This window comes from Vibrio sp. YMD68 (assembly GCF_029958905.1).
GTDB lineage: Bacteria > Pseudomonadota > Gammaproteobacteria > Enterobacterales > Vibrionaceae > Vibrio.
Map to the genome: position 1 here is coordinate 1,314,814 of NZ_CP124614.1, position 25,649 is coordinate 1,340,462.

Annotated in this window: 35 protein-coding genes; 13 read left to right on the plus strand and 22 right to left on the minus strand. The window is 48.0% G+C overall.

Annotation, left to right across the window (positions count from 1 at the left end; translation table 11 throughout):
- Genes QF117_RS12170 through QF117_RS12180 form a run of 3 tightly spaced genes read right to left on the minus strand, consistent with a single transcriptional unit; the run spans position 1 to position 2,137 of the window.
- A complete protein-coding gene (locus QF117_RS12170; protein ID WP_282389162.1) occupies positions 1-420 on the minus strand; it encodes a hypothetical protein in 420 nt (139 codons plus the stop codon).
- Positions 417-1,511 carry a phage tail protein gene (locus QF117_RS12175; protein ID WP_282389163.1) on the minus strand — a complete coding sequence of 365 codons (1,095 nt, stop codon included), beginning with the start codon at positions 1,509-1,511 and terminating at the stop codon, positions 417-419. The genes QF117_RS12170 and QF117_RS12175 overlap by 4 nt, the downstream gene beginning before the upstream one ends.
- On the minus strand, positions 1,508-2,137 hold the full coding sequence (locus QF117_RS12180; RefSeq protein WP_282389164.1) for a phage tail protein I: 630 nt from the start codon (positions 2,135-2,137) through the stop codon (positions 1,508-1,510). Before QF117_RS12180 ends, QF117_RS12175 begins: the two co-directional genes overlap by 4 nt.
- 126 nt (positions 2,138-2,263) lie before the next feature.
- Here QF117_RS12180 and QF117_RS12185 point away from each other — a divergent pair, with 126 nt between their 5' ends.
- From QF117_RS12185 to QF117_RS12195, 3 genes are all read left to right on the plus strand, one after another.
- Positions 2,264-2,692 carry a hypothetical protein gene (locus QF117_RS12185; RefSeq protein WP_282389165.1) on the plus strand — a complete coding sequence of 143 codons (429 nt, stop codon included), beginning with the start codon at positions 2,264-2,266 and terminating at the stop codon, positions 2,690-2,692.
- A gap of 138 nt (positions 2,693-2,830) precedes the next feature.
- Complete coding sequence (locus QF117_RS12190) at positions 2,831-5,386, plus strand: phage tail tape measure protein (protein ID WP_282389166.1); 2,556 nt, start codon at positions 2,831-2,833, stop codon at positions 5,384-5,386.
- Between the two features lie 50 nt (positions 5,387-5,436).
- Entirely contained in the window at positions 5,437-5,670 is a 234-nt protein-coding gene (locus tag QF117_RS12195) for a DinI-like family protein (RefSeq protein ID WP_172379794.1), read from the plus strand.
- 46 nt (positions 5,671-5,716) lie between these two features.
- Here QF117_RS12195 and QF117_RS12200 read toward each other — a convergent pair whose 3' ends face one another.
- From QF117_RS12200 to QF117_RS12270, 15 genes are all read right to left on the minus strand, one after another.
- Positions 5,717-6,772: a DNA methyltransferase gene (locus tag QF117_RS12200; protein ID WP_282389167.1), complete on the minus strand. Its 1,056-nt coding sequence runs from the start codon at positions 6,770-6,772 to the stop codon at positions 5,717-5,719.
- A gap of 189 nt (positions 6,773-6,961) precedes the next feature.
- Entirely contained in the window at positions 6,962-7,153 is a 192-nt protein-coding gene (locus QF117_RS12205; protein ID WP_282389168.1) for a hypothetical protein, read from the minus strand.
- Between the two features lie 75 nt (positions 7,154-7,228).
- Complete coding sequence (locus QF117_RS12210; protein ID WP_282389169.1) at positions 7,229-8,569, minus strand: phage minor head protein; 1,341 nt, start codon at positions 8,567-8,569, stop codon at positions 7,229-7,231.
- The gene (locus tag QF117_RS12215; RefSeq protein ID WP_282389170.1) at positions 8,557-9,681 is read right to left on the minus strand and encodes a DUF935 family protein; all 1,125 of its coding nucleotides are present in this window, start codon (positions 9,679-9,681) and stop codon (positions 8,557-8,559) included. Before QF117_RS12215 ends, QF117_RS12210 begins: the two co-directional genes overlap by 13 nt.
- Positions 9,620-10,051 carry a hypothetical protein gene (locus QF117_RS12220; protein WP_282389171.1) on the minus strand — a complete coding sequence of 144 codons (432 nt, stop codon included), beginning with the start codon at positions 10,049-10,051 and terminating at the stop codon, positions 9,620-9,622. The genes QF117_RS12215 and QF117_RS12220 overlap by 62 nt, the downstream gene beginning before the upstream one ends.
- 9 nt (positions 10,052-10,060) lie before the next feature.
- Positions 10,061-11,062 carry a major capsid protein gene (locus tag QF117_RS12225; protein WP_282389172.1) on the minus strand — a complete coding sequence of 334 codons (1,002 nt, stop codon included), beginning with the start codon at positions 11,060-11,062 and terminating at the stop codon, positions 10,061-10,063.
- A 55-nt stretch (positions 11,063-11,117) separates the two neighbouring features.
- Positions 11,118-11,741 carry an Ig-like domain-containing protein gene (locus QF117_RS12230; protein ID WP_282389173.1) on the minus strand — a complete coding sequence of 208 codons (624 nt, stop codon included), beginning with the start codon at positions 11,739-11,741 and terminating at the stop codon, positions 11,118-11,120.
- Entirely contained in the window at positions 11,738-12,097 is a 360-nt protein-coding gene (locus QF117_RS12235) for a hypothetical protein (RefSeq protein ID WP_282389175.1), read from the minus strand. The genes QF117_RS12230 and QF117_RS12235 overlap by 4 nt, the downstream gene beginning before the upstream one ends.
- Positions 12,098-12,108: 11 nt before the next feature.
- Complete coding sequence (locus QF117_RS12240; RefSeq protein ID WP_282389176.1) at positions 12,109-13,077, minus strand: hypothetical protein; 969 nt, start codon at positions 13,075-13,077, stop codon at positions 12,109-12,111.
- Positions 13,078-13,086: 9 nt separating this feature from the next.
- Positions 13,087-13,599: a phage major tail tube protein gene (locus tag QF117_RS12245; RefSeq protein ID WP_282389177.1), complete on the minus strand. Its 513-nt coding sequence runs from the start codon at positions 13,597-13,599 to the stop codon at positions 13,087-13,089.
- Positions 13,600-13,607: 8 nt separating this feature from the next.
- Positions 13,608-15,401: a phage tail protein gene (locus QF117_RS12250; protein ID WP_282389178.1), complete on the minus strand. Its 1,794-nt coding sequence runs from the start codon at positions 15,399-15,401 to the stop codon at positions 13,608-13,610.
- Positions 15,402-15,473: 72 nt separating this feature from the next.
- Positions 15,474-15,815, minus strand: coding sequence for a GPW/gp25 family protein (locus tag QF117_RS12255; protein ID WP_048615433.1), 342 nt, complete (start codon positions 15,813-15,815; stop codon positions 15,474-15,476).
- Between the two features lie 99 nt (positions 15,816-15,914).
- Positions 15,915-16,637: a phage baseplate assembly protein V gene (locus QF117_RS12260; protein WP_282389179.1), complete on the minus strand. Its 723-nt coding sequence runs from the start codon at positions 16,635-16,637 to the stop codon at positions 15,915-15,917.
- Between the two features lie 8 nt (positions 16,638-16,645).
- Complete coding sequence (gene terL / locus QF117_RS12265; protein ID WP_282389180.1) at positions 16,646-18,316, minus strand: phage terminase large subunit; 1,671 nt, start codon at positions 18,314-18,316, stop codon at positions 16,646-16,648.
- The gene (locus QF117_RS12270) at positions 18,313-18,864 is read right to left on the minus strand and encodes a phage protein Gp27 family protein (protein ID WP_048615430.1); all 552 of its coding nucleotides are present in this window, start codon (positions 18,862-18,864) and stop codon (positions 18,313-18,315) included. The genes terL and QF117_RS12270 overlap by 4 nt, the downstream gene beginning before the upstream one ends.
- A 139-nt stretch (positions 18,865-19,003) precedes the next feature.
- Between QF117_RS12270 and QF117_RS12275 the strand changes: the two genes are divergently transcribed.
- From QF117_RS12275 to QF117_RS12320, 10 genes are read left to right on the plus strand one after another with little or no spacing between them, the layout of a single operon-like run.
- Positions 19,004-19,642 (plus strand): hypothetical protein, encoded by a 639-nt coding sequence (locus QF117_RS12275; protein ID WP_282389472.1) that lies wholly within the window; start codon positions 19,004-19,006, stop codon positions 19,640-19,642.
- On the plus strand, positions 19,639-20,226 hold the full coding sequence (locus tag QF117_RS12280) for a hypothetical protein (protein WP_282389181.1): 588 nt from the start codon (positions 19,639-19,641) through the stop codon (positions 20,224-20,226). The genes QF117_RS12275 and QF117_RS12280 overlap by 4 nt, the downstream gene beginning before the upstream one ends.
- 1 nt (position 20,227) lies before the next feature.
- On the plus strand, positions 20,228-20,626 hold the full coding sequence (locus QF117_RS12285; protein WP_001900885.1) for a phage tail protein: 399 nt from the start codon (positions 20,228-20,230) through the stop codon (positions 20,624-20,626).
- Positions 20,623-20,841, plus strand: a complete 219-nt coding sequence (locus QF117_RS12290; protein WP_282389182.1) for a tail protein X — start codon at positions 20,623-20,625, stop codon at positions 20,839-20,841. Before QF117_RS12285 ends, QF117_RS12290 begins: the two co-directional genes overlap by 4 nt.
- Entirely contained in the window at positions 20,832-21,863 is a 1,032-nt protein-coding gene (locus QF117_RS12295) for a hypothetical protein (RefSeq protein WP_282389183.1), read from the plus strand. The genes QF117_RS12290 and QF117_RS12295 overlap by 10 nt, the downstream gene beginning before the upstream one ends.
- A 1-nt stretch (position 21,864) precedes the next feature.
- Entirely contained in the window at positions 21,865-23,031 is a 1,167-nt protein-coding gene (locus tag QF117_RS12300) for a baseplate J/gp47 family protein (protein WP_282389184.1), read from the plus strand.
- Between the two features lie 24 nt (positions 23,032-23,055).
- Complete coding sequence (locus QF117_RS12305; protein WP_282389185.1) at positions 23,056-23,316, plus strand: hypothetical protein; 261 nt, start codon at positions 23,056-23,058, stop codon at positions 23,314-23,316.
- On the plus strand, positions 23,313-23,852 hold the full coding sequence (locus QF117_RS12310; RefSeq protein ID WP_282389186.1) for a lysozyme: 540 nt from the start codon (positions 23,313-23,315) through the stop codon (positions 23,850-23,852). The genes QF117_RS12305 and QF117_RS12310 overlap by 4 nt, the downstream gene beginning before the upstream one ends.
- Complete coding sequence (locus QF117_RS12315; RefSeq protein WP_282389187.1) at positions 23,839-24,216, plus strand: hypothetical protein; 378 nt, start codon at positions 23,839-23,841, stop codon at positions 24,214-24,216. Before QF117_RS12310 ends, QF117_RS12315 begins: the two co-directional genes overlap by 14 nt.
- Complete coding sequence (locus QF117_RS12320; RefSeq protein ID WP_282389188.1) at positions 24,158-24,490, plus strand: hypothetical protein; 333 nt, start codon at positions 24,158-24,160, stop codon at positions 24,488-24,490. The genes QF117_RS12315 and QF117_RS12320 overlap by 59 nt, the downstream gene beginning before the upstream one ends.
- On the opposite strand, the gene QF117_RS12325 is transcribed toward QF117_RS12320, so the two are convergent.
- The 4 genes from QF117_RS12325 to QF117_RS12340 are packed head-to-tail and all read right to left on the minus strand — an operon-like array spanning position 24,474 to position 25,612.
- On the minus strand, positions 24,474-24,662 hold the full coding sequence (locus tag QF117_RS12325; RefSeq protein WP_136985798.1) for a hypothetical protein: 189 nt from the start codon (positions 24,660-24,662) through the stop codon (positions 24,474-24,476). The genes QF117_RS12320 and QF117_RS12325 overlap by 17 nt on opposite strands.
- Positions 24,625-24,900 (minus strand): hypothetical protein, encoded by a 276-nt coding sequence (locus tag QF117_RS12330; RefSeq protein ID WP_048615421.1) that lies wholly within the window; start codon positions 24,898-24,900, stop codon positions 24,625-24,627. The genes QF117_RS12325 and QF117_RS12330 overlap by 38 nt, the downstream gene beginning before the upstream one ends.
- Positions 24,885-25,334 (minus strand): regulatory protein GemA, encoded by a 450-nt coding sequence (locus QF117_RS12335; RefSeq protein ID WP_282389189.1) that lies wholly within the window; start codon positions 25,332-25,334, stop codon positions 24,885-24,887. The genes QF117_RS12330 and QF117_RS12335 overlap by 16 nt, the downstream gene beginning before the upstream one ends.
- The gene (locus tag QF117_RS12340; RefSeq protein WP_282389190.1) at positions 25,331-25,612 is read right to left on the minus strand and encodes a hypothetical protein; all 282 of its coding nucleotides are present in this window, start codon (positions 25,610-25,612) and stop codon (positions 25,331-25,333) included. The genes QF117_RS12335 and QF117_RS12340 overlap by 4 nt, the downstream gene beginning before the upstream one ends.
- Between the last annotated feature and the right edge of the window lie 37 nt (positions 25,613-25,649).

A 25,649-nucleotide genomic window follows, 5' to 3' on the forward strand; every position in this document is an offset into this window, starting at 1 on the left:
TCAACGCACTGAAGCAGATAACTTCGGACGACCACATTCAGGAAAATCAGCTTGTTGAACATACTCAATTAGCATTTTTCTATCACCAAGCAATTTAAAGTAGTCTTCTTCTGTATAAGTTCCAGCTCTAAGCTCTGAATACGGCTCCTCTATTGCCATATCCGCTTGATACTCCGTAATTGCTGCGTTGACATGAGTAAGTTCAGTTTGCTGCCAGTGGCGCTCTTCTACCTCGTTTATAATCGTAACTTTTTCAAACACGCCATCAACATAATGATAGATACCTAGATGTTCTCTAATGTCATCAGGTAACTCATTGGCGTTAACCGAGTGCTTATGGGCGATGTTGCTATGGCTTACATTACCAATAGCAATAACAACACCCATCTCGTCGGTATTTACAGTCACTGTGCTCATCATTCGCTCTCCCATACCGCATCAATATTTACCTCAAACTTCGAGACGACATTTGAATTAGGCCCATAATTACCGGTCATAAAACTTAATCGTTTCGGTGTCCCTCCATCAGCTAAAGTGATTGGAACAATAAATTCGTTATATACACCGTATGTGGTAGTAAAGTTTGGTACCGAAAAATAAATACTAGTGTTTTCAATTGGATATGTTGGCCCTCCACTTTCGCTATCATGACAATACATAATGACATACAAGTTGATCGGCTCACTCGTTATCACTCTGGTTTGGATATTAATGAACTTCACTTTTGATGCGGAAGCGGGCAGAACCCATTCTGGTTTTGGCGTTTGCCCAACAGGTAAAAGTGATATCGTTAGATCATCAGGATATAAACGAGCTTTTTTCAGGATTAATGGTGGCAAATTATCTGGACTATAAACGGACCCTAAGCCTTCTTTGAGCGCTTTTTCTGTCACCGCTTTTGATTCACTCTGACCTTGGTAGGAGTTCGATAATTGCACAACGCCAGAGCGCAAGGTAGTTGCGGTTCTGCGCAGCAGCTTCTTGATAGTCATGAATGCCGAGTCATCGGTTCCATCATCAACCTGAGCATTAGTGGCAATACGCGCAATCCCTGACTCTAACTCGGTAGCATGAGGGATAATTGGCGTGATGTTGATGGTCACCGCTGAGGCTTGGTACAAATCCATTGAGCACTCAATTTCGATTTGAACGTATTGATTATCAACAGAAGGAATGAGTGTTGAAGGGTACGAGCTATAAACAATAAGATTGCCATCAGAATCATGCAGACCAAACTCATTAATAAAGCGCCCAGCAAAGCGTGACGCGTCGACATAGACAATGGCATTGAACCAGTGCTCTTGCGTGTTGCCCTCATTAATATCTTGTCGACCGAACTCATTCACTAAGTGCGTGACGTCCGGTGTTGGCGTGACACTTGATCCATTCGCATCGCCTAGAGACATTTGGTCAATTAATAACTTTTGCCCACTTTGGTAGGCCGCTTCCAGCAGCTCTTTACCCTTATCGGTAAGCACCGCCGTGTGCTTTTGTGCAGATCCTAAACTCATATTTCATTACTCTTATTTCGGATAGTCATGCGATGTCGACTCTTTAGGGTGACCGCTGAATATAGTCCGCCAATTAACGTTGGATTGGTTGGGAAGTTTTTAGAGGTAATTCGGTTGCGTCCTGTTGAAACTGCAACGCTGAATATCCCTCCTGTCGATGGCTTGTTTTTTATCGTCATTTGCCAATGTTGAGAGCCTTGTTTGTTGCTCTCAACGACCGTGACGACGTTCTCATAGTCTTTTTGAGTCAACCCACCTTTGTCTTGAATCACTTCGACCAAAAAGGTGCCTTTAGCACCCATTGGATTCATTTGATGCCAAACGGTCAGCGTTGGGTTGAAACCTGTTAGGTCCAACGCTCGTTTTACAGCCCAGACCGTGCCTTTGTATCGATAAAGCACTAAGCCTTCTTTGACGACTTCACGCTTTCTCTCAACTGTCCAAGCGTCATCCCAGGTATCGACACGAAACCACCAAGAAAGCCAGGGTAAGTAAGATTCGTGGACGTTATCAATATCGAGAACCTGAAGACCATGAATGGCTAAGCGAAGCTCGTCCATCTCTTCCGTTGTCAGGAAACTCAGCGTTCGGAGTCGAACGTCTTGCTTTAAGATTTTGGGAAGCATTATTTCGTCTCGTTTATCCAGTATTTATAGGATATTCAAACCTGACAACATAATTTCCGTTCGGCAGCTGGATGCTATATATAAAGACACAATGCAGGCTCTAAATTACTCACAACGAGACAAGATATGAGCACTGACAATCAAACTAAAAACCCCGTAGAAACCGAATTAGAATCAGAAGTTCGAACCTTCACTTTGGAAGATATTGCCCGTGCAATGATGGAGTTTGATATCTGCATGTTGAACACTCCGGTTCAATTTGGTGGGATGGAACTCAACTGTGCTAAGCGAGTACGCAAAGCACTGGTTAAAGACCGAATTGAAGCCGTGCGTTTCACCAAAGAGCAATACGGTTTTGAATCTAACGATGCCATCACCGCGCATATCGCCTCGAGCATTTTAGTGTTTGGTGAACGCATTGAAGAGAGGCGAGATGAGCATGGCAAGCTCACGAACTTGGGTATGAAAGGCGAAGTGGTCATTCCTGTCGATATGCTGATTAACCTGCCCTATGAAGAGCACATCAACTTGGCTCACCTGATGGGAAAGAGCTAAACCTCGCTCGAATCAAACAGAATATTTTTGATCACTCTTTTCGACTGCTCACCCATAAGAAAATCGGTCTTGTCTCCGTTGGTGAATTACTCAATGCCGACTGGGCACAATATACGTATCTCATAGAGGTCTTTAATCATGACAATAAATAAGGACAGTGGTTACGCGTTAGAGCTCATTGTTGGGGTTAAAGACGCGTTTACTCAGCAGTCGAAAAAGATTGAAAAAGAATCGAATAAGCTGGAGCGAGAGTTTAAGCAGCTACAGAAAACCACTGCTGATGTTGATGCGTTTAAAAAGGCTGAGTCTGCCATTGAACAGTTAACCGAAGCGGAAAAGCAGTACACCAAAATATTAGGTCAAAAAAGAGGTGAATTGCCGAAGCTGAAGGCAGAGCTTGCCAAAGCGACACAACAGTCGCGCACACTGGCCAGTGAAGAATCGAAGCTTAGAGTTGTTATTAACAAACTCCGAACGGATATGGCTGGCCTGAGTGAGGCAGGAAACACCAATACAAAAGCATTCAAGAAAAAGGCAGGTGCAGTCGTTGAAGCCGAACGGAGATTGCAGGAATATCAGTCTAAGCTTCAGAAAGCGACCCAGAATGAGAACCGTATTCGCACCTCCATCTCAGCAACAGAACGTGAACTTGGTGATTTAGCCAAGGCTCACCAGAAGAACACGACTGAGATTAAAGAGCATGAGCGCTTAGTTTCTCGTTTGGGCATGTCATTGAAAGATGCAGGCTTAGATGTCAAAGATATTATCCAGGAAGAGAAGCGCCTTCAAGATCAACTAAACAAAACCAATAGAGAAATCTCAGAGCAAGGACGTGGGTTTAGTAAGTTGCAGAACTTTGAAAAGCTTGGAGCGATTGCAGGAGGTGCGATGGCATCTGCCGGACTTGCTTGGGCAGGTAACGATAAAGCCAAGAATGAACGTCTATTAGCGGCCAGAGCCAATTATTCACTTGAAGAAGTGCAGTCTTCACAACAGCGTCAATTTAGGAACGATCTAATCCGTTTATATGGGGCTGACACAGATACTATCTTCGCTACTCAAGCAATGGCCAAGCAACAGAACCTGACTGAAGATGAAACTCAAAAGCTAACAAAAGCCGCTATTCAACTACAGCAAATATTCCCGGATTACTCTTCTCAGGAATCCGTTCGTGCATTAGGGAATATATCTAAAGCCTTTGATGTGACAATTGAAGAAGCCAGTAATAAAATCTACGCTATCAGTAAGCTTGTTGGTGATGCCAATGGTGACGTTCTCGATACCTTCGCGGAGTATTCACCATTATTGGGTGACAGTATTTCGTTTGAGCAGTTTTCGGCTTCAATCGTAAAGGCTCGCCAAGCTGGCGTATGGAACACCGACAAAGTTGGTGATTCATTCAAAGAAGCTTATACCGCCCGTTTTACCGATGAAGGCGAATTTGCCAAGCTCGTAGGTGAAGGTGACAAAGCTGGGGTCATTGACTCCATTCAAAATACCGAGTTGAGAGACCAACTAAAAGCGGCGGCCTATCGTATTCGTGCTGATGTGTCCAACAACGTAGCTCCAACCAATAGCTTCGCAGCTATGATGGCTTTACTTGAAAAAGCAAAGACAACAGATGCTGGAGCGATTAAACCCATTTTAGAGGGAATGGGTGGAACCATCTTATCTGAAGACCTTGGGCCTAAAGTTCTAAAAGGAATCACTGAAGCATTACAAGATCCGGAGAGCGTCTTTAAAGGCGTTCAGACTTTAGAACAAGCAAGCTTGAGCATTAATACTGGCGTGGACAAATCAATAAATGCATTCAACTCAGTAACCGATACTCTCTCTAACCGTATGGGAGATATCGTTGGTGATTTATTCGGTTTTGGTGATGCGCTATCGAGCGTTACCGGAACTATGAATAGTGGGATGAACAACAATGCTGGATTAGGTTATGCAGGTCTGGTTGGCTCTATTGGCTTAACGGCTTTTGCTGGTTTACTTGCTACGCGTTTAGGTAAAGGCGCTTTCAATAAAGTGCTCGGAACCGCAATGGGATCTCAAGGTAGTTTCAAACCTGCCAGTATGTTCAGCGGCTTGTTTACCAAATCCGCTGCTGAACCTGTGGCAAACGTTGCTAAAGGTCCTAGCTTTTGGTCTACGGCAGGCCAAAAGGCATTAGGTGGTGGTAAAGGTGTTCTCAAAAAGCTTCCTGTTATTGGTACAGCGCTCAACGCTGCATCCATCGGAATGAGTGCAATGGATGGTGATACCGAAGACGTTTGGCGTAGTATCGGCTCTACCGTAGGCGGTGGACTTGGTGGATTGGCTGGAGCCTTGTTTGGTGGTGTGGGCGCACTCCCAGGGACAATAGGTGGCTCAATTGCAGGTGATAAAATTGCAGGCTGGCTGTATGACGTTTTCAATGGTGGAGACGATAAAGTTAACCAGCAAGCCGTTGCCCAGGTTGAACAAACTGTACAGTCAGCAAGCGCACAATCAAGAGCCATCATCACTCAACCACCAGCGACCGTGGAGGTCAGTTTTGCTCCCGTCATTCAGATTGAAGCCGCCAGTACCGAATCGGATGTGATGGCTCAAACTTTAGTGGCAGCCCTGCGTGATATGACGCCTCAGCTCAAACAGACATTGCATGATGTGATGGATGAACTTTGGAAAGATATGGATCATGTTGACCTCAACTAAAAATAAATATACTGTATTTTTATACAGTATATTTGAGAGGAGAGTTTATTATGCGCGTTGATATGATCGTCAAAGCTTCTGGTTTACCCAAAGGGACATTCTCTTTGATTGAGCCTGAAATTCAAAAGCGTTTGTCGGTACTCGATCCCGATGTTTGTGTCCGTATTCGCAAGGGTGAAAACAATCATCTGGATATCATGGAAAGGGATAAAACCAAAAAAGAAAAAGCCCATGCGCTTTTGGAAGAGATGTTCAATGAAGCGGACGAGTGGCTGTACAACTAAATATAACAAAGGCGCAATTAAGCGCCTTTTCTTTTTAAGTTGCAGACTAATATTGAATATTTCTCATCGACTCCAGCGTTTGTTCAAACGTTTCCTCTTCCATTTCAATGCCGATAAAACGTCGATTCAAACTCAAACACGCCTTACCTGTAGAGCCACTGCCCATAAACGCATCGAGCACCACATCATGTTCACGGCTGCTGGCGGTGATGATATGTTGCAGTAAGTCTTGTGGTTTTTCGCAAGGATGCTTACCAGGATAATATTGCACCGGTGCAAACTGCCAGACATCGGTATAAGGCACCTCACTGGTGACGGAGAACGGTCGACGTAAATGTTCGTATTGCGCTTTTAGATCATCGTATTCCAATACCAAGTTTTGGTAGTTATTTTTTAAAGCGTCATACTCCTCCACTAGGTCGCCATGCGTCTTCGTTAACTCTCCTTTTTTGCTTGCGAAAAGCTGTTGAAGCTTTTGGTATTGCGCTTTGTTGGGGAGTTTCCATTGGCTTTCACTAAACCAATGAGAGCACATTTGTGTCCCCGTTGCCGCATTGATTTCTTTTGCTGTCACACCAAGCTGTTTACGAGCATTGATGAAGTAATCCATCAAAGGTCTGAATACGTGTTTCTTGAGCTCATTGCATTGAGAAGCGTAACCAGAGCAACCTTTGGCATAGCCTTCAGCATTATAGTGGCCAGCAAATAAAATACGCTCGGTGGACGGAAAGAACATCCGCAAGTCCGGCTTGTGCATTCTTCGCCATGGGCCTGACGGTTTAGCCCAAATGATGTGGTTAAACACTTCAAAGCGGCTTCTGATGAGAATTTCAGTGTCACTGGCCAGCTTTGAACCACAGAACAGATAAAGACCGCCTGAGGGTTTAAGGATTCGCCAGAACTCGAGAAGCACTTCATCGAGCCAGGCCAGAAATGAAGCGACATCTGGCCACTGATTGTCCCAGGCATTACGTTTGACTTGGAAGTATGGTGGGTCGGTTAAAATCAGATCAACGGAGTTGTCTTCAAGCGTTTTAAGGTAGGTTAAACAATCGGCATGGATGAGGGTGGCACGGTCATCGTGCAATGTGTGTTGGTGCATTCTTATCTCCTGTTAGCAAGAGCCTTGAACACAAATAGCGATTGAAAGCCGCCAGCAATAACGAATTAAAGCTGGCGGCGTTTTGCTGCTTCCTCTCCAATTCCTTTATCAAAAAGATCTTGGGTCTCAGGTACTCAAGGCATCAAAACACCGATCAACCTTATCACGCGTAACTGTGTATTTATACAGTTAATTGTTTCGAATCAATTGCGTTAAATCTGGATAGGGAAGCTGCGCGAGTTGCTCGATCACTAAGGCGACATGATGAGCCGAGTATTTTGGTAGGGCTAAAGCGATCGCTTCTGGGTCAACGTCGCCTTTACGGGAATGTTCGATGATGAGATTGACAAGGGGCTTGGCTTCGGGTTTTACATCTAACATGCTGAAATACCATGACAATTAACAGTGGTCACGACACTATTATGGTGTGTAAAACATAGCCAGTGTTTTTTTCGATTATGGCGTAATCGTACTCGAACTCTGCTTGTCCAGTGTCGATGTATTGATACTGGTAAGTTTGTAAATGGTCCGTTCATCATACGCACTCGCAAACGCCACCGCCCTGAGCGAATCGTCTAACTCAAGCACAAACTGCACGCTAGGTAAAAAGTCCCCACTTTCCAACTCATCAAAAGCGAACAACACCTCATCAGGCGAGACCATCAACTTCTCTTGTATCATTTCCCGAAATGGCTCTAGCTCTGGCGCTTGCTTTATCGCGTTATCGAGTGTAGTAGTCGATAAGCCTTGTTTCGCGACAACTTCGGCTTGCTCTTTCAAGACGCGTTTACTTTGTGCGTGAGAGTAGTTGAGAATGCTTTGGGTCAGTCCATATTCTTGCGCCCGCTCCATCATCGATACTGGCAGCGTTTTCATTGATACTAATGGTGAGCTAGTAAACTGATGCTCTTTATCTGTTGTCGCATCCTTATCCAAGGCTGTGCCACTGACCTCAGCAGAAGCCTGCTGTATCGATGCGGGTAGTGCTTCATATTGCTTGCGTGATAGCACTGAAACGGTCGCGCGGCATTTATGGTGATTGGGCGGGTAAAAACTTTCCCAAAATGGGTCGTCTTTAGGTTTAATAACGCCATCAAGCTTTCTGCACAGCTCTGTGGTGCCCGAATCGAGCACCGACGAATAGACCAAAAACTCGACTAAATCATTATGAGCAATTTGAGTCCAACGACCTGAATTGTATGCGGTCATCATATTATTGCGATAATGCAACTCTAACCAATAAGGATTGACCTGAGAGAGTCCTTCTTGCTCAAGAAGTTGACGGAGGTTCCCTAACGTTTCAGAGCGTGATGCGCCGCTTTCTAATGCCTCTTCATAACGTTTTTTAACGCGATTGACCGCATCAATACTGGAGACATTTGCTACGGTAAAGGCACGCAGCTTCATTGCCGCTTCCATCTGCCGATACGCTTTGGTATCGGTCGGTATCATGGCTTTGAGTGAATCAATCGCTTCCTGAAAAGGCACCTCATCCACGGCAAGATAAATCGGCGCATAAGTGAGTTCGAGAGGTTTCTCGCTGGCATCATTGATCGCATTATGGATATGCGCTTGGCCCAGCAGCCAACTCACCATCATCGAAGCGGCATAGATGTTGGTGTATTGCATTGTCACTTGGGTGATATCAATATCGTCTGGGTTTGAATGCGCTTTGAACGCCGCTTCCAGTTCGCTTGAAAGGCTTTTGACGGTTAATGAAAGCGCCTCATCTTCGAGGCGCTGTAATTTGGTGAGGTTACTGGTCTCTTTCTTGTCGATACTCTTTAAAGCAGACATAGATGCTTTCCTGGTACGTCTGAAAACTCCAGACTTGGACGTTGATTAAAACCTTGTACAGGGTCAACCCCTGAGCCATTCGCCAATGCCGATTCCAACATGGCTTTGTAGGCATCCTCATCCACTCGGATTTTGAGACTGCCTTCACGACCGTTGGCTAAGAATATCCATTTAAACAGCGTATCGTTAAGCGTCTTATGCACCATTCGAGCATCACGCTTGGAAACGCGCATGGCTGCGCGCTCGTGAACTTCACCCAAAGAGCGAGAACCGTACTTTTGGTTACCGCCTGTAAGGGTCTGCCCTGTGATGCGCTTGGAGATTTTATTGTCGATGTATTCAATGGTTCGAAGCAGTTCATCCACCTTACCGTTTGCATCAAGGGTGACGATTTCTTTTACACCAGAGAGTGCCACCGCATCTCCGTTCATCACAGGAGCCAACGAGTTGGCTATCGCTTGTACCTCATCCCCGCCATTGGCATTTTCAGCCAGAGCAATCGCGGTTGGGATCGCGTACTTCTCGCCCAGTCGCTCGATGTTGGCCCAGCTTATCCACTTACTTTGCCAAATGGGCCACACTGACTCTAAGATGGTTTCGCCGTATGGACGCTCGGTGGTTGCATTGCGCAGCACCGGAATGACTTTCCCTGCCACAGGCGTTTTCGCTGTGTAGTCCACGGCGCTGTACACCAAGGTGCCATCTTTTAATAGGCGAAAGTCTTCAGGCCGTTTGGGCTCTGAGTGAGTGAGGTAAAGCTGTGAGCCGACTTTCTCCCAAATAAGCTCCACGGGCATAAAACCAAATTCCGTCGCACTTAACATCTGCTCCATTAACATTTCTAAATCAAAGTCTGCCATCACCTCGTTGTAAAATGCGATGTCATTGGCTGATCCTTCCATCACGTAGGGCACCGTCATGGCCGTGGCATGACGCATTTCAATATCGGAGGCGACCTCTTCATCGAGCAGCATGGCGCGAATGGCCCCAAAATAGTAGTTGCTGCTTTGGTAGCGAGCGTTGCCGAGCTCTGCAGGTAATGGGTAGTGATTAACGATAACGTCGGTGGGAAGCCGAGCGATAAGGGACGATAATGTGAGATTCTTTATCACGGGCAATCGCAGCTCCTGTGTATTGAGCACCGCTTTCAGTGCCATTATTAAGGCCAAGCAAGGCGTTGATTAATGCGAGCGCTTCGTCTTTGCGTTCATCAAAATCAAACTCGCTGATTTCACCTAACTCGTAAATCGCCCTTTGAGTCATGCCTTCAGCCAGCACTTCTTTGTCATCCTCGTTATAAAGGCGAGACAAGGCATTCTTTTGACCAAGATAGGCATAGCACCAACGCGCGGCGGATTGACAAGCGGTTTGAGCGTTGTTCTCATCGTTGTAAGTTAAGGAGTGGTAGATTTGTTCATCCAGGGAGCTCGATACGCCCTGGATGGTGACCATCGCTCTTAACTCAGTAAGGGTAATAGCCATTATCATTCCTTACTTCAGTGCGTCATCGGCCCAGCAGATGGCATCGACGACAACCGCAGGCAAAGGTTTTGACATGGTGTACACATCCGCTCCACTTGGGTCATCGACTTTCTTCACCTTCGAGAAGAAAGGTAAGGCCTGAAGACCTGCGTCCAAATCATCGAGCGCGGCATAATACGGTGTGTGCCCTGCATCAAGGTCAATCATCACCATTTTGTCATCATCAACGGTTTTTACGCGGGTTTTCGTACCGCCTACCATGGTTTCGTATGAACCATTTTCAAGGTTGATGAGGTAGCCGCCGACATTGACTTGACCCTTGCTGACTTTCACATCGAGCACGTTGGATTTATTTTGCCCTGCTAAGGTGACAATGCGAGCAAACAACGTTTTACCACTCAATACTTCCAAGTTTGCGCCATAACCTTTCGCTTGAATGGTTTCATCCATTTCTTGCAAGGCGGTGTACACGTGTTCGATGGTGGCGTCTGTGGCTTTCAGTGAGCTGTCAAAGTTGTAGCGAAGGGTTTCCCCAAAGTCCACTTCAAACAATTCCATTGCGCCGTCTGCGGTTTTCATTGGGTAGGCAATCTTGCCTGTCAGCGATTGAGCGCACAGCGCTTCAGTTGAGACTTCAATCTTGCGCATCACACCAAACTGAAGCATTTCAAAAAACTTTTGAATGTTCTTTAAACCTAATGCCTTGAGGTTGTTGAGCTCCGCTGCTGACACATGCGATACCGTCGAAAAACCCTGTGGCTCAATGGATTGAGTTTCTAAGTCATTACCACCAAGCTGATACGCTTTGGTGCCGCGACGTACCACCGGAATGTTAGAAAGGGTCTCTTTGAGCACATTCCAAGGGATGCGCACACTTGGGTAAAACACCGCATCCCCAAACACCTTCTTGCGAATACGCATAGGCACTGGCTTGCGCTTTTTGTAGTTGTTCAGCAGCTCTGCCCACTCTTGAGGGGCTAACAGACCGCGTAAAATATCAATAATATCCATGCTTTGTTCTCTTTATAGCCGCTTATCAAACAGCGGCATGCATTAATGGGTGGGGTTATTTGTCTAAGCCTGACTCAGAAGCGTTGTTGTCTGATTGCGCTTCATCATCGGGGGATGGCTCTGAGTCTTCTTTTGGCTCATCCGCAATCACCAAGTCAACGCTATCTTCGACGCGTGGGTATTCCCCTTTTTTCGTTAGGGCGACATGAATCGTCACTTCACCATTACTAACAGGGGTGATAAGTCCTGATTTCTCATCGACGGTGGCCACGGCTTCATCACTCGAGGTGTACTTTACGATTTGCTCATAAGGGTTATTGAGAACAAAATTCAAACCGCCGCTTAGTACATCAACGCCAAGCTCTGAGTACACAACCGGTGAATCATCCACTTTACGAAAACCGACAGGCTCAAGCTTTACGTTATCGTCTGAATTATTTTCTACATCCGCTTTTGAGTTTGCTTCCACAATAGGTTGACCTAATTGATGATAAGCATCCCCTTCACGTTTTAAGAGGTGAAGCTTTGCGATGGCTTGCTCAATCAAATCGTTACGACGTGAATGGTGCAGCAGTGTGCGGGGGTGAGCGCCCATTTGAACAAAGGCATTCGACGCGTCACGCAGCGCTTTAGAAAAGACACCATCTTGTTTGGCTTTTTGTTGCTCTAGGGGACTCATAACCAGGCTCCTTCTGCAAAGAGTTGAAAGTAAGAAAGCGTAAATTCATTGGCCGCAGTGAGCGCTGAATCATCAGCCAGCACAATACGGTCACGCAGGTACACCCCAAAGCGAATTACGGACACAGAACTGTCACCTTCAAATTGTTTAGCGGTGACAATACCCAGCGAGCTACCCGCCCAACGAGTGGTATTGCTAACGCCATCCCAACGTTCGGTAACAACGCCATCGGTAATCAGCACCGCATGACCAGGTTCTAAACCTTCTAAGCCATTGGCGACCATCATTTGTTGGATGACGTTGCCACCGGTATAACTGCCGACAATGGCGGGCGCGCCCTTGAGGGTGGTTTTCATTCCAAATTCCATTACCAACCCTCCGGATCAAAGTTATCTTTTTGAGCATTGCCTCCATCGGCAAGCTCTAGATTTTGAGTCAATGCATCCCACGCCGACTTTTTAGGTGGGGTCGCGCTCTTTTCAGGCATCGCGGTCAGCATACCTTTGAGCTGGCTGTAACGATTACCATCGCCGGATGCACAAAGTTCAATCGACGAAGCACCTTCAATCATGACTTTCACACTCTTGCGAAGCTCGTCGCTCATTTCACGCGAGTCCGCAAGTTCAGTCAGTGTTTCTTTACGATCGCCTGCCAACGTTTCTTGCATCGCAGTAACCGCACCGTTTGATTTATCGCCATCGGTCGTAGTCGGGCCTCCATCTTTGCTTTGATCACCTTCTTTTTTAACTGGCGGTGTATTGGGTTTAATCCCCATACCGTCAAGCTGCTCTTTGACGACATCGCCAAGCAGCGTTTTTAATTCGTCTTTTTTCATGGTTATTCCTGTTTCATTGTCATCAGAGCCAGGTTGAGTACCGACATCTGCACTGAGATAGATAGCGTCATCACAAAAGTCGCTATCGCTTAGATCCACCACATCACGGGTTTTGGTTTCAGCCGCTGGAGGAAGCTGACCCAAGAACGCGGTGTGATGCATGTACCATTCACCGTCTTTGTCCGGCACCGGATGGATGCCAGCACTGAAGCCTTCAAACTTGCCCGAATCTTCCAGAGCCTCCATTTCAGGGGTGTAAATGATTTCCCCAACCAGCACGGTCTTTCCGGCTTTATCGCCGCTGCCTGCTTCGGTTCGAAGGTTGGACACTCGCCCCAACGCGGCAATCTGATCGCTGCCTTTGGTTGGGTGACCAGGGGTCACGGGTGGACGAGCGTCCGGTTTGTAGTTGCGAACCACCGATTCCAACTGCGCTTTAGTGACTGGCTGACCATTTTTTTGAATGCCATCTGCCACAATTTCCAACTTACGAATTCGCATATCGACTCCTTACAAGGTCACGGTGATACCAAATTGCCCTGGTGCATCCGGCGGGTATTTCGCACCAGTTTGCATGTCGAGCATGAATACGCGTCCAGAAGTATTGCTGATCTCAATAAAATGCACAGCAATGTTGGCGGTGTACGGTGAGCCATCATCGTTATAACCAGGCACCGGAGGATTTTTCACAAACCCATGAATACGGGTGATTCCCGCATCAATGATCTTGGTCCCTGTTTCGGAATCCAGCATGCGTACTTGTCCGGTGAGACGCAGTTTTATCCACCCATCGTTATTGGTGAGTTGAGCCACGTCGCCAAGCGCCACCGATTGAAACTCCACCGTTGCCGTTGGGGCTTCGTACTTGCCGGTTGGCACTTCGACATCACCCAGACCACCTAAGCCGCCCACCGTGGCCATTTTGCGCTGTAGGTCGCTGCTTGCGCTTTTTACGCGTCCGACGTATTGGGTTTCATTAATGAACGCCATCTGGTCACGCCAGACCACACTTTTCTCTGCCATGACTTACCTCATGCAATCAGTTTGTTAAAGGCGCTTTCTAACCCTTCAACGTAAATTTCAGCTTCAAACTCCACACTCTGCATAGGCACGGGCGGTGTCATTCGATAGCGGTACTTAATTTTGCCTTGCATCAGATTGGTGAGCGGGTTGTCACCGGCATCAATTGACACATTGCTGTACACCAATGCGGTGCCTTCTTTCGAGCGAAGATAATCGTTCACCGTATCTTTCACTCGGCCACAGGTCGTATTGGCAATATCCGTTGGGCTGGTGAACATCGGAAAGTCTAAGAACTGACGTGTAGCGTCCTCAATGCTTTCCTCTATGATGTCTGCCGTTCGGCGCACCGATAAAAACGACAGGTAATCGCTCTTGGCTGGAAATGCGGTGGAGTAGTTACCAAAGTTCTTCCAACCGCCATGGTTCATCAGCGTGGTAATACCGTTCACGTTTAAGTAGTTCACATCACACGATGGATCGCTTGGGATGTAATCGAGCTCAATGGAAGGGCCTATCACATCGGCCATGACATAGTTGGATGGGGAGCACCAGTAACCGGTTTCCGGCACAATGTTCTGTTCGGTTTGATTGCGGTCAACTTGAGCAATTAAGCCGCACAAGCTTGGCGCGTACCAATCGACCACCGTTGCTCCGTCTTCGTCTAAAACTTTGGGACGTGGCCAGCCGACATACGCTCGTTGTGAGGTGTACTTTTGCTTCCAAGCGTACGCCTCAGTGGGTGTTGAAATATGCTCCGGCATATCTCCCACCCAAATGCCGCGGATAGTGCTGACCGCTGCCACTGCGAGCCCCATTGCGCCATCCTTATGTAAAATGCCTGGAGCCATGTTGATTTTGGATGAAAAGCCGTAGCTCTGTTTCGCTTTACGCAATAACGGTAGCGCTTCCATGAATTTTGCTAACAGCGCATCCGTGACGCGAGCCACAGTCAGAACATAAGTCAGCGCTACGCCAGCAACGTCACCCACATTAATGGTCACATCGTTGTCATTGGTGTAGCTGACGTTGCTCTTGGGTGCGAGCGTCACGGTGACCACCGTTTGACCTTCTGAAAGTGGTGTGATCGTGCCGTCACTACTATCAACCAAGGCAAGGGCTTCATCATCAATGGACCAAACAGCGGTTTGTTCGTACGGATTGATTAACGCGTTGGGCTGAGAGTCTGCGCCTAGGAACGCTGTCGCAACAGAATCGCCCAGCGTCGCTGGACTCATGGTCTTGCCTGCGTTTGGATTGGTTTGCGCCACCGCTATCCCATAGACATGGGCTTCATCTACGTCATTCTCACCATCATTAAAGGTGACCAAAGCGGTGATGTTAGCAACACCCGCTTTCACCGGCGTTACTACCCCCGTATCAGCATCCACGGTAGCAATGAGGTCATTGTCCGAGCTGTACGCAATGTGACAAGCGTGAGGGTTTGAAATCGTGACAGGCAAGCTTGCGCCATCATCAATATAAATAGAGACGCTGGATGTGCTCATCGTGACGCCAGAGGTCGCAGGTGTTTCAACCTCAGGGAAGTCGCCGTCCTTACCTAAAGGGATTGATAAGATGGAGTTGCTTGGTACATAGTGGTGAACACGGCGAATGGCGTTGGCGAGCGTGCCCTCACCGAAGGTCTTTTTCGCGTCATCGTAATTGGTGGTGTGGTAGAGCTTTAATGGCTCTGCCAACTCAGAGGTGCCAAACACACCAATCACACTGGACGACACTTCGATGACCGAAATGGGACCTGTGAGCGATTCGATGGTTCGGATGCCGTGAAGTAATTCGGCCATGGATACTGTCTCCTGTTAATCAGTGGAGTCAGTATCTGAGATTATTGGAGGGATAATTTCCGTTCGGCAGGCTTAAGCGTTAGTAAAATCGAACACATCACTTTGCCCCGTGGCGAGGATTTGGCAAGAAAGCTTAATGCCAATAATGCCTTGTGGCAAATCGGTTTGAGTGACCACTATACTGTCGAGTTTGACTCGAGGCTCATACTTGGCCACCGATTCAGCAATGGACACTTTTAACCCTTGCACTTCCCATTGAGGCTTATCAATATATTCTAAGGCATCCGCGGCGTAATCCGGCATATAAATACGTTCACCTTTGCCGGTGTACACAATCATAAAAAGTGACTGCTTGATATCGGCCACCAAATCGGTGTTTCGTCCGCTTCCTGCAAATTTAAGTGAGTAGGTCATGCGTACCCCGTTTGAATTCGTTTTGAATAAAATTATTTGAATATTCACACCAGATAGAAATTAAGCGCCCTCAGAATCGCTCTGAGGGCGTTTTGTCATTTATTGGTTTGCGGTGGACGTTGGTCTACCTTCTGCGTCATTGTGCTTATGGCTAATCACGGCGACCGTAACACCGTTGATGGTTACTGAACCTTGCATGGTGGCACCGCTGCTCATCACGGCTGCGCCCCCCGTTGTACTGCCATATCCAGCAGCCCCGACGAGTCCGGTAAAGGTGGCGGTTTTCATTCCTGTTAACGTATCCATCATGGTCGTCGCTTTTACGACCTTGAGGGTGTCATTGAGCGAGGTCGCACCTGTGACTTCCAGCTTAGCGTCAATCAATACCTTTTCTGTATTGACGGTAATGGCAGGGGTTCCGCCCCCAATCTTTAACACGCCCGTTTGGGTGGACTGGTCGTACTCAAGCAATGTGCCGTCTTTAAATTGAACCCCAAACTTATCGACATTCGCGATATAGGGCTTTGCTGATTTGTTTGCCATCGAGCCAAGCACAAAACCAGACATCATTGAACCGCTGGGGATGAACAGGCACAGCACCTGTTCACCTGGCTCAAGGTTGCACGAAATACTGACGCTCTTATTTCGTAGCCCCAGCACAGGCAGCCAATCTGACTCAGGGTAACGCAGCCCTGGGAAGGTCACTTTGACGCGCCTTAGCTCGGCATCCACCTTACTCACCTTGCCAATGCACACCAGCTTGCGCAGCATGGAGAGCACATCGCTGAGTTTGGTTTTAATTTCTGCAAGTTTATTGAACATAGTGACTCCTAACGCATCATTCGTCGCAAAGCACCACCACCAAAGCGTGAGAGCGCTTTGGCGGCGCTACTGATTGATTTGGGCGTTTGTGGTGTTGCGCCGCCCACAAAGCCAGACTCGAACCCACTGATGGCCATCTCCACTGCATCGGGTCCGTCATCATGGCCACGAGGGAACTCTAAAAACATTTGACGAAGCAACGTCTGAGTCTCTAAGAATTGGATAAGTCCGTTCTCCACTTGCGAAGAAAGTGACTTAATACGCACTTGCTTATTGCCTCCTTTGAACTCACGAACTGGAAGGCGCACGCCTTTCTTCTTGGCGTAACGCATCACTTCTTTTTTGTAAATCTTCTGGAACGCAACGGTTTCGAACATTACAAAGGACGGCCTGTGTTGCCGGAAGACATCCACAATGCGCTGGGCAAACTTAAGATCCGACTCTTTCCAACCTTTAGCAAACAGCACATGATCCACCATGGTAATTTTGTGTCGAGCCACCACGGCAATAAAGGACCAGTCGCCTTTTTTAAGGCCCGTAGCTGGGTCAATCGCCATACCTATGGTGCAATCTCGAAGGTCTAGTTCATAAGGTTTGAAGTAGACAAACCACTCTTCCTTAAAGTCGGCATCTTCATCGGCAATGGGACGGTTCATCCACTCTGTCCACCACGCACTGCCTGACGCAATGCGTTTATTGTCTAACTCTTGCAAGCTCCAACGTGATGGAAATAAGGAATGCCCCAACGGGGTAATGGCACTAAAGCGCAGCCCCAACCAGTTAGGCAAACGACCATCTTCAATTTGTTTAAGCAGACGTGACGGTAAATCATCTGGGTGCATGATGGTGTTGGCGATGATAGTCAGCGCCCCTTTACCCAGGTTCATAATAACGCGTTTAAACCAGCGCTCTGCCTGACGACGCAGTGTCGGCGATTCCACCTCTTTGTCATCGAGCAAATCATCACAGATAATGTGAGTCGGACGTTGGTACTTGTTTTTGATACCACGCAGCCGTTGCCCACGACCGACCGCCACGATGGAAGAGCCATTGGCCAGTTTGATTTTACGTTTCGTCCAGGTATTACCTCGCTGCTCTCCGTAATCGTCCAGGATAAGTTCGTTATCTTCTAAGTCATCTTTGATGGCATCCATCATTTCTTTGGCGCTATCGGCGGACGCACCACAAATGACAATAAAAGAGCTAGGATGATTAAGCGCCAGCCATAAGGGCATGGCCTGAGTATTACGGGTGGTTTTACCGTGGTCACGCGGCTCGATATCGAGAATGCCTTCATACTCACCACGCTTGCCATTTTCAAGCGTAAGGGGCTGTTTGATAAAGCCGTGGTCACGCGGGTCAATGAGCGCTTTGAACAGCGCTTCGTCTTGATGATTCAAATGTCGATTGGCGGCCAGGCGAGTCAGTGCAAGCTGGTATTCACTGAACTCAAGCGTGAACGCATCCGGCATATAGGTTTGACAGAAGTACGCAAAGTCACGTTTAGATTTGGCGCGGCGCTTTTGGCGCGCCTTTTCTTCTTTTTGTTTTCGTGCTAAATCACGCCGTTCTTGGGCTTTGGTGTTCTTCGTGATGCGTTTATCTTCAGCGGCGATATGTGCACTGTCTCGAATATTCTCTAAATCCGCATCGGATAATCCACCAAAGAGGCCGCTCATCGACGGCCTCGTTTCGGTTTTTGATCAATGCGAATTTTCTGAATGATGCTAACCAACTCAAGCAAGAGCTCGGGGCGCGTCTCTTTGAGCATATCGGTAAGCTGACTTTCAAACTCGGCCTTTGCCGCATCGACCCCTTTACGAAATTCAACTTTCAATCGGTCAAGGTTCACCTGTGCATCCGATAGTCGCGCTAATAAGTTGGCCAGCTTGTTCGGATCTTTAAATGACTCAGGGCCAAACTCCAATTCACGCAATACTTTGAACATATAGCGCTGCATGATTTGTAAGTTCAGCTCTGAGATATCGGTGTTGGGGCTGTCTTTGAATTCCTTTAGAAAGACCTCTGCCTGCTCTTGAACCAGACGCTGCTCTTCAATCAATTCCTGATTACTGCGAAGCACACGGTGCACTGACGAACGTGAAATATCAAAGCCGTCTTCTTTGAGCGCCTCCGCGATATCGTCCAGCTTCATCTTGTCCACGGTGTACATCTCAATGACGCGCTCAAGCAGCCCGTGCAATTCCACCTTTGAGCGTGGGGCCATGGGGTTTCCTTCTTATTGTTCTAGTGAGTGTGAAGCTTATCCCCCGAAGCGTTGATTAACTTCCGTTCGGCAGATGGCCGCTAAATAAAAGGCAGAATTTAAGCCTGGTTCAAACACCGTTCAATGGAGCGTATCAGTGATGAAAGGGTTTCTCGATGCACTGCACAACACCACCAAAGCGATTGATGGACTGCCAGAAACACTGGCTCCATTTGGGTTGCAGTGTGTGCGCGACAACATGAAGAACGGCACCTTTAAAGCCAACTCTCCGCTGACCAAAAAGACCAAGAACGCAGGCGCAAAACCGCTGTTTGATACGGGTGAGACCTACGCGTCACTGACCTACCTTGCAGGCAAAGACGAATACCGTGTGGGAACAAACAAAGCTCACGCACCGCTGATTAACGATGGCGGCGTGATTAAGGCTAAGAAAGCCAGACAGCTCGCCATTCCAGTGAACAAGCAAGTAAAGAAACGCACTGAGGTGTATGGGGTGCGTAAAACGCTTGAAGGCTTAGAGCGTCAAGGGTGGAAAATTTTCTACCGCCCTCATTCGATTATGGGGCGAGCGCCACTCGGTGCGAAAGCCTTTGGTCAGCGTGTCAAAACCAAAGCGAACCGAAATAACAAAGGCGCGGATAAAGGCGTGTTCTATGTGCTGTATATCCGAACGCCACAGGTCAAAGTCTCCAGCCGCGAGTTCATGTATTTAAGCCCTGAGCAGCAGCAAGCGCAAAGAGAGATGGCATTAGAGCAGTTAAAGGCAGTAATCAAATGAAGGTGATACGAGCATTAGAGAAAGCATTAGAAGAGGCGCTTGGCATGCAGGCGGTGGTTGAACCGTCCAATGCCATCGCCCGAAAAGAAGTGCGCGTGATGTTTAACGGCATTCGCGGTTTGAACCGCTTACCCCTTGCGGCTCAAGGTTCCTACGTCCCTTATGAAATATTGGTGGATGTAGTGATATCCGCCCGCGTCAGTGGTGGTAACACGCAGTGCTTCTTATCCAGTCAGCAGATGCAACTCAATTTGTGTATGACGGACTTTCTAACCAACGACTTAATTGTATTGAAAGACATTGGCGAGGCGCTGCCTGTTGGCTTTGGAGAACTCAGTGGGCGCCTGACTGTTGTGGGCGACGCAGAGATTTCCGACGCTCGAAAAATCGGATCGGGCTGGAGCGAGCCAAAACGTGATGATGACTTTGAACACAAAGACGAGCTGTTTGTCTGGCGTGAAGATTGGCAAGCCACATTAGAGCTGACCGTACACAAGCAGTTTACCAACCCCGATGTGACCGAAATTACCGCCCACAGTGAATTAACCGGCGAAAGCCACACCATCAGCGACGAGGAACAATAACATGGCAGAACAATCGGCAAACTATGCCCAGTGGGGCGGCTTTGGTGACTTGGTGTTTAAAGGTCGCTTCACACCCAACAAAATCAGTGACTCGCGCACCTTTAAGATCAACAAACAAGATCTGGTTAACGGTTATCCCATGCACCAGAACATGGGCGAAGATGAGCACACCGCATCATTGGAGCTGACCTTCAACAACCACTTTGTGGACATTACCAAGATGACCAAGCAACTCGAGCAGATGGGTGAAAACGGAGTGCCACGCGCTTTGGTGGTGGGTTCAACCGTGCACGGTCAGTTCAGCATTCGCAAGATTAGCCGCACAAATATCCAAACACTGCCAAGTGGCGTGGTGACCAGCGTGGACTATCAACTGGATATTGTGGAAGTACGTGCATGAACACCTTAATTGCTCGTCAAGGCGAGCGCTGGGAGCAGCTTTGTTATCGCGCCTATAGCGCCACCAATCAAGCACTCGTCGGTGCGCTTTTTGATGCTAACCGTGAACTGACCCGAGCCATGACCACCTTTACTTTCAGCGGAGGAGAAACTGTCAACATCCCTGCGGTGAAAGTGGTGAACACCGTCAACGTGGAGAAAGCGCCATGGACATAACCGCAACAGGGCTTATTCGTCCATTCGCTATTTTGCATTGGGCGGGAAAGGATGTGACCGCAGAGCTTAGCCGCTATGTGAAGTCAATGACCTATACCGATGTGATGGAGAGTAAGCAAACGGGCACCGATACTTTGTCTTTGACGCTGTTTAACAAAGACCGACGCTTTTGTGATGCGTGGTATCCAACCAAAGGCAACACCTTAAAGCCTGGTATCGGTTGGCTAGATGAGCAAGGTCAGCGTCATGAATGGCTGTGGGGCGAGTTCAGTATTGATGAAGTGTCGTTCAAGATTGGCCCTGATGATGTGATGGTCGGTGCGAACGCCAAGCCGCCAACTGCTGAGCGTGGCTTTATTGATAACCAGCAATGTCTGGTACAAGAGAACGTGACCTTCGAGCGCGTCGCTCAGTCCTGGGCAAAAGACAGTGGCTTGTCGTTTATCAAAGCGCCAAATACGCCGGACTTTCGTTTTTACCGCATTGAACAGCGTGATGAAAGTACGCCCGCGTTCTTAACCAGACTGTCAGAGCAAACCAGTGTGCCGATGGCCATCAAGGGCAAAAACCTTGTTATGGGCAGTTTTGAATCCGATGTAATTCAAATCGACACCTTCAACCGCAGCATTCTGACCTCTCTTAAACTGCCTGACAGCGCCCGTTCTAAATATGTAGCAGTGGAAGTCGAAGGATACGATCAACAGTCAAACAAACTCTTCAGCTACCGAGCTGGTGATGCCACCGCTAAAGGTGACAGAGTGAAGAGACTTCGCAATATCGACAACGTGAAATCCATGGCCGATGCCAGAGCGTATGCCGAGTCCTATTTACAGAACGGTGAAGACGGTAAGCAAGGCGCGAAGGGGCGCATGTCGGTGGTGAATACCATGCTGACCACTGCGCACCTGATTGAATTTTTAAACCTTGGCAAAGTGCCAAACCGTTGGAAACCGACCACGGTCACCACTTCCATCAGTGGTCGTTCATGGACGGCCAGCGCACAACTATCAAGAGCAAGCTGATATGACAAACCGATTTCCGAACATTCCAGAGCCGAAGCTGGTCGAGGTGAATTATGATGCCGACCTTGTCAGCCTCAAGCAGCGTTACCAAGTCGGCACAGGACACTATCCTGGCATCAACGATCCAGAAACCTTCCACCTTGAGCAGATTGCCTACGAGAAGAACGAACTCAAAGCGCTGATTAACTACGAAAGTAAGCAAAACCTTCTCTCGTTCGCTGACAAGGAGCGCTTAGACAACATCGGTCTACTGACCGAAACCGGGCGCCTGCCCGCGTCAAAGGCCCGTACGGTAATGGTCTTTACCTTTACCCCTCATACTGGCTTTGTCATTGCGAAAGGCTATCAAGTGATTGCCGTGGATAACCAAACCCTGTTTGAAACATTGGAAGAGGTGGTGGTCAGTGCTGGCACGCAAAGCATCAATGCCAACGTCGAGTGCATCGACGCTGGTCTTCAGGGGAATGGCTTCTTAGCCGGACAAATCAATCAAGCCGTTGCGCCATTGGATGCGCTTGAGAGTGTGACCAATACCGAAACGACACAAGGCGGCTCTGAGATTGAGGATGATGATGATTTTGCCTATCGAATCTATATTTCGCCGTCAAAGTTCAGTGTGGCAGGGCCTTATGAAGCGTATGAGTACTTTGCTCGTTCAAGCAGCTCGTCCATTAAAAACGTGTCGGTATGGACACCCTCACCGAATGAAATTGAGATAAGTGCGATTTTGCAAGACGGTTCGCTCCCCAACCAAGCCATCAAGGATTTGATTAAGTCAGAGTGCTCAGGAGACAAGCGTGTGCCGATGGGGGATTTGGTGCGCGTGGTGGATGCAACGGATGTCACGGCAACAGCGAGCTTTCACCTGCAGATATTCAGTGACTACGCCTCATTAGCTGAGTCCATTCAAATGACGGCAAAAACTAACATTGAATCCGTCATTAATACGTGGAAGACGCAGCACGGACGCGACATTGTACCTGCGGCCTTAACGTCGCTGGCTCAACGTATAGAAGGGGTGTATCTCGCGAAAGGGGCGCTAACCGATAGCGATGGCCAAGTGATTGCTGACACGAAACCGGTGACTCAAAAACAAAGGCCGCTTATCACCCTCACGGCCGTCACCTTTGAAGTTATCACTGAAAGCAGTCAACAAACCTTTGAATAACAACAATAAGAGAGAAGAAAGCCAATGAGTGAAACGGGAATGAAAGCCATATTGATGTCCCTCACGGACTTAGCGGGTCTAAAGAAAGTCGGTACGTCCGTGATGGCCACGGTTGTGAGCTTTGGCGTTAATGATATTGCGCAACTCGTTGCTATCACGGTGGGCATTGTGTCGGGTTGTATGGCCATTCGCTATTATGCGGTGGCGACTCAACTCAATAAAGCCAAACTGGCTCGCTTACAAACCGGTGATGACAGCGTGATGGAGTCGGAGGAAACCTCATGAGCCTGAAAATGAAAGCAACGAAAGCCTTGGTGTGCTCCATCACTGCCGTATTGGCCATCGTGTTTAACATCGATGACGTATTGAGTGTCAGTGAACCTGGCCTGCGTCATATTGCGAATGAAGAAGGTTGCCGCGCTCAAGCCTATCAATGCAGCGCCAATACTTGGACTCTCGGTCTTGGGCATACTCAAGGGGTAAAGCAAGGTGACACGGCAACGAATGATCAAATCGCCCACGACTTTATTAAGGATGTGGCCAGTGCTGAGAGCGTGGTGAAAAAACATCTCACACAAACGCCTAGCCAAGCGGAATATGACATGATGGTGAGTTTTGTGTTCAACCTCGGTGCGGGCAATTTTGCTCGTTCGACCTTGCTCGAGAAATTTAATCAAGGAGACCATCGCGGAGCCTGCTTGCAATATCCGCGTTGGGTCTATGTTAATAAGAAAGACTGCCGCATAAAAGGCAGTGGCTGCGAAGGTATTCCCAAACGGCGAGATAAAGAGATGAAGATTTGTTTGAATGGATGGCAGTAACATGGGCGTTCTAGGCCAGCTCAAACGCACGGCTTTTTGGTTAGGCGGCGCCATACTCATCGTGAGCTTACTGGTCAACTATAAGCTCTTCCACTACACCAGTGAGCTAAAGGCCAGTAACCAAATGCTAGGCGAGACCATTACCAGTCAGGAAACCACTAATCATTTACTGGCTGAGCGCATCACCAGATTAACCACCCAAAGGCGTGAAGCGCAGAAAATCGCGGATGAGACGTCGACTCGAGAGCGCCATGCTCGACATCAGCTAAAAACACGAGTCGAACAATTAAAAAAGGAACTTGAACATGAAATATGCAGCGCTGAGCCTATCGCTTATCCTGTTGGCTGGGTGTCAGGATACTAGGATTGTCACTCAATATGAATACCAGGACATTATCCAAACGCCACCAGTGGGTGACTTGGTGGAGTGTGAGCAGCCGTTTGACCAAAAGCCGCTGACTTATGGCGAAGCGGCCAGCCGTGATGCTGTCTGGCTTACGTACTTTCGATTGTGCGCCTGTAAGATAGAGCGCAATCGAACATTCTACGGTTACACCAATAAAAATGACGCTTGCTCCAAACTGGATGCAAGCGCCATTCAAACTCTCCAATCACTGCCCACTACCCAAATAAACTGAGCTGCTCCTCTGGTTTGCCATTGGCGGTTTCACCTTTGTCCTTTACGAACACAAACCAGGTTTGCAATTTGGAGGCAAAGAAATAGCCATCTCGCACGTGGTTGCGCTGAGTGCGAGTACAGCTATTAAATACTTCATAGGCTGGAAGCATACGGATCGGTTTCGATGGCATGATAATTACTCCTTCTCCATAGGTACTCGGCCAGCTCTTTAGGGGTGTACCAGTTACGAATACCCAAATCACTTTTGATGATCGCTTTATCAATGGGATTGAGCGCGGCTTGAAACTCGCTTGCCGCGATGCGGTTGTCTGGATACATCTCCAGCAAGAGCGCTTCGAGCTCTTCTTGGGTCCGAGGGTTTAACACCTCATAGCGAGGCTCAGCCCGAAACTTTACTCGTCTCGACATGATGCCTCCCAGCGTTCCAGTCCCACAATCACAGCACGTATCGTGTCACGAGTGAGCCAACGAGCGCGTTCGACTTTTACCGTACGCTTCACAAAGCTATCTAATGCGGGGTCATCCAGCCCTTGCCAGCCCATAGATTTAGCCAATGCCGCTAGCTTCGCCCATTGTAAGTTGGATGGCTGGCGAGACGAACTGCCTCCTAGGCGCTTTTTAAACTTGGTTGAGTCCTCTAAGTAGCCTTGGCGCTTTAATTCCGCGACCAACTCTCGCAACGTATCATCACTCAAGTCTTTGCAGCTTGTCTGCCCCGTTTGAATGCCTAGGTAGTTGCGATACTCATCGTCTTCATAAAACCCCATGCGGTCATTCAACAGCGCTTTAACACCTTTATGCACCAAACCGTAGTAAGCATGACGATTTATCTTCATTTTCATAACGCCTCCTCAATGGGTAAGGTGAAAGGTTTGCCGAGCCAACTCTTGTTAGCGACACGAAGCAGTAGCGCCGCAAAGAACTCGGATTTTTCTTTGGTGGAAAAGCCTGCGTCTTGGCGCAGCGTATCAAATAGAACCGCACTGTCGGCATCGAGAATGAACTTACGCTCGACTCGACCTAATGCCTTGCTGCGCATACGACTATCGCGGGTTCTATCGGCTTGAGATTTGGGGTTATCGACTTTAGGACGCCCGATACGAGCGGAAGAAATGACCATAAACGTTACTCACTCACAATAAGTTATTGTTCATAGT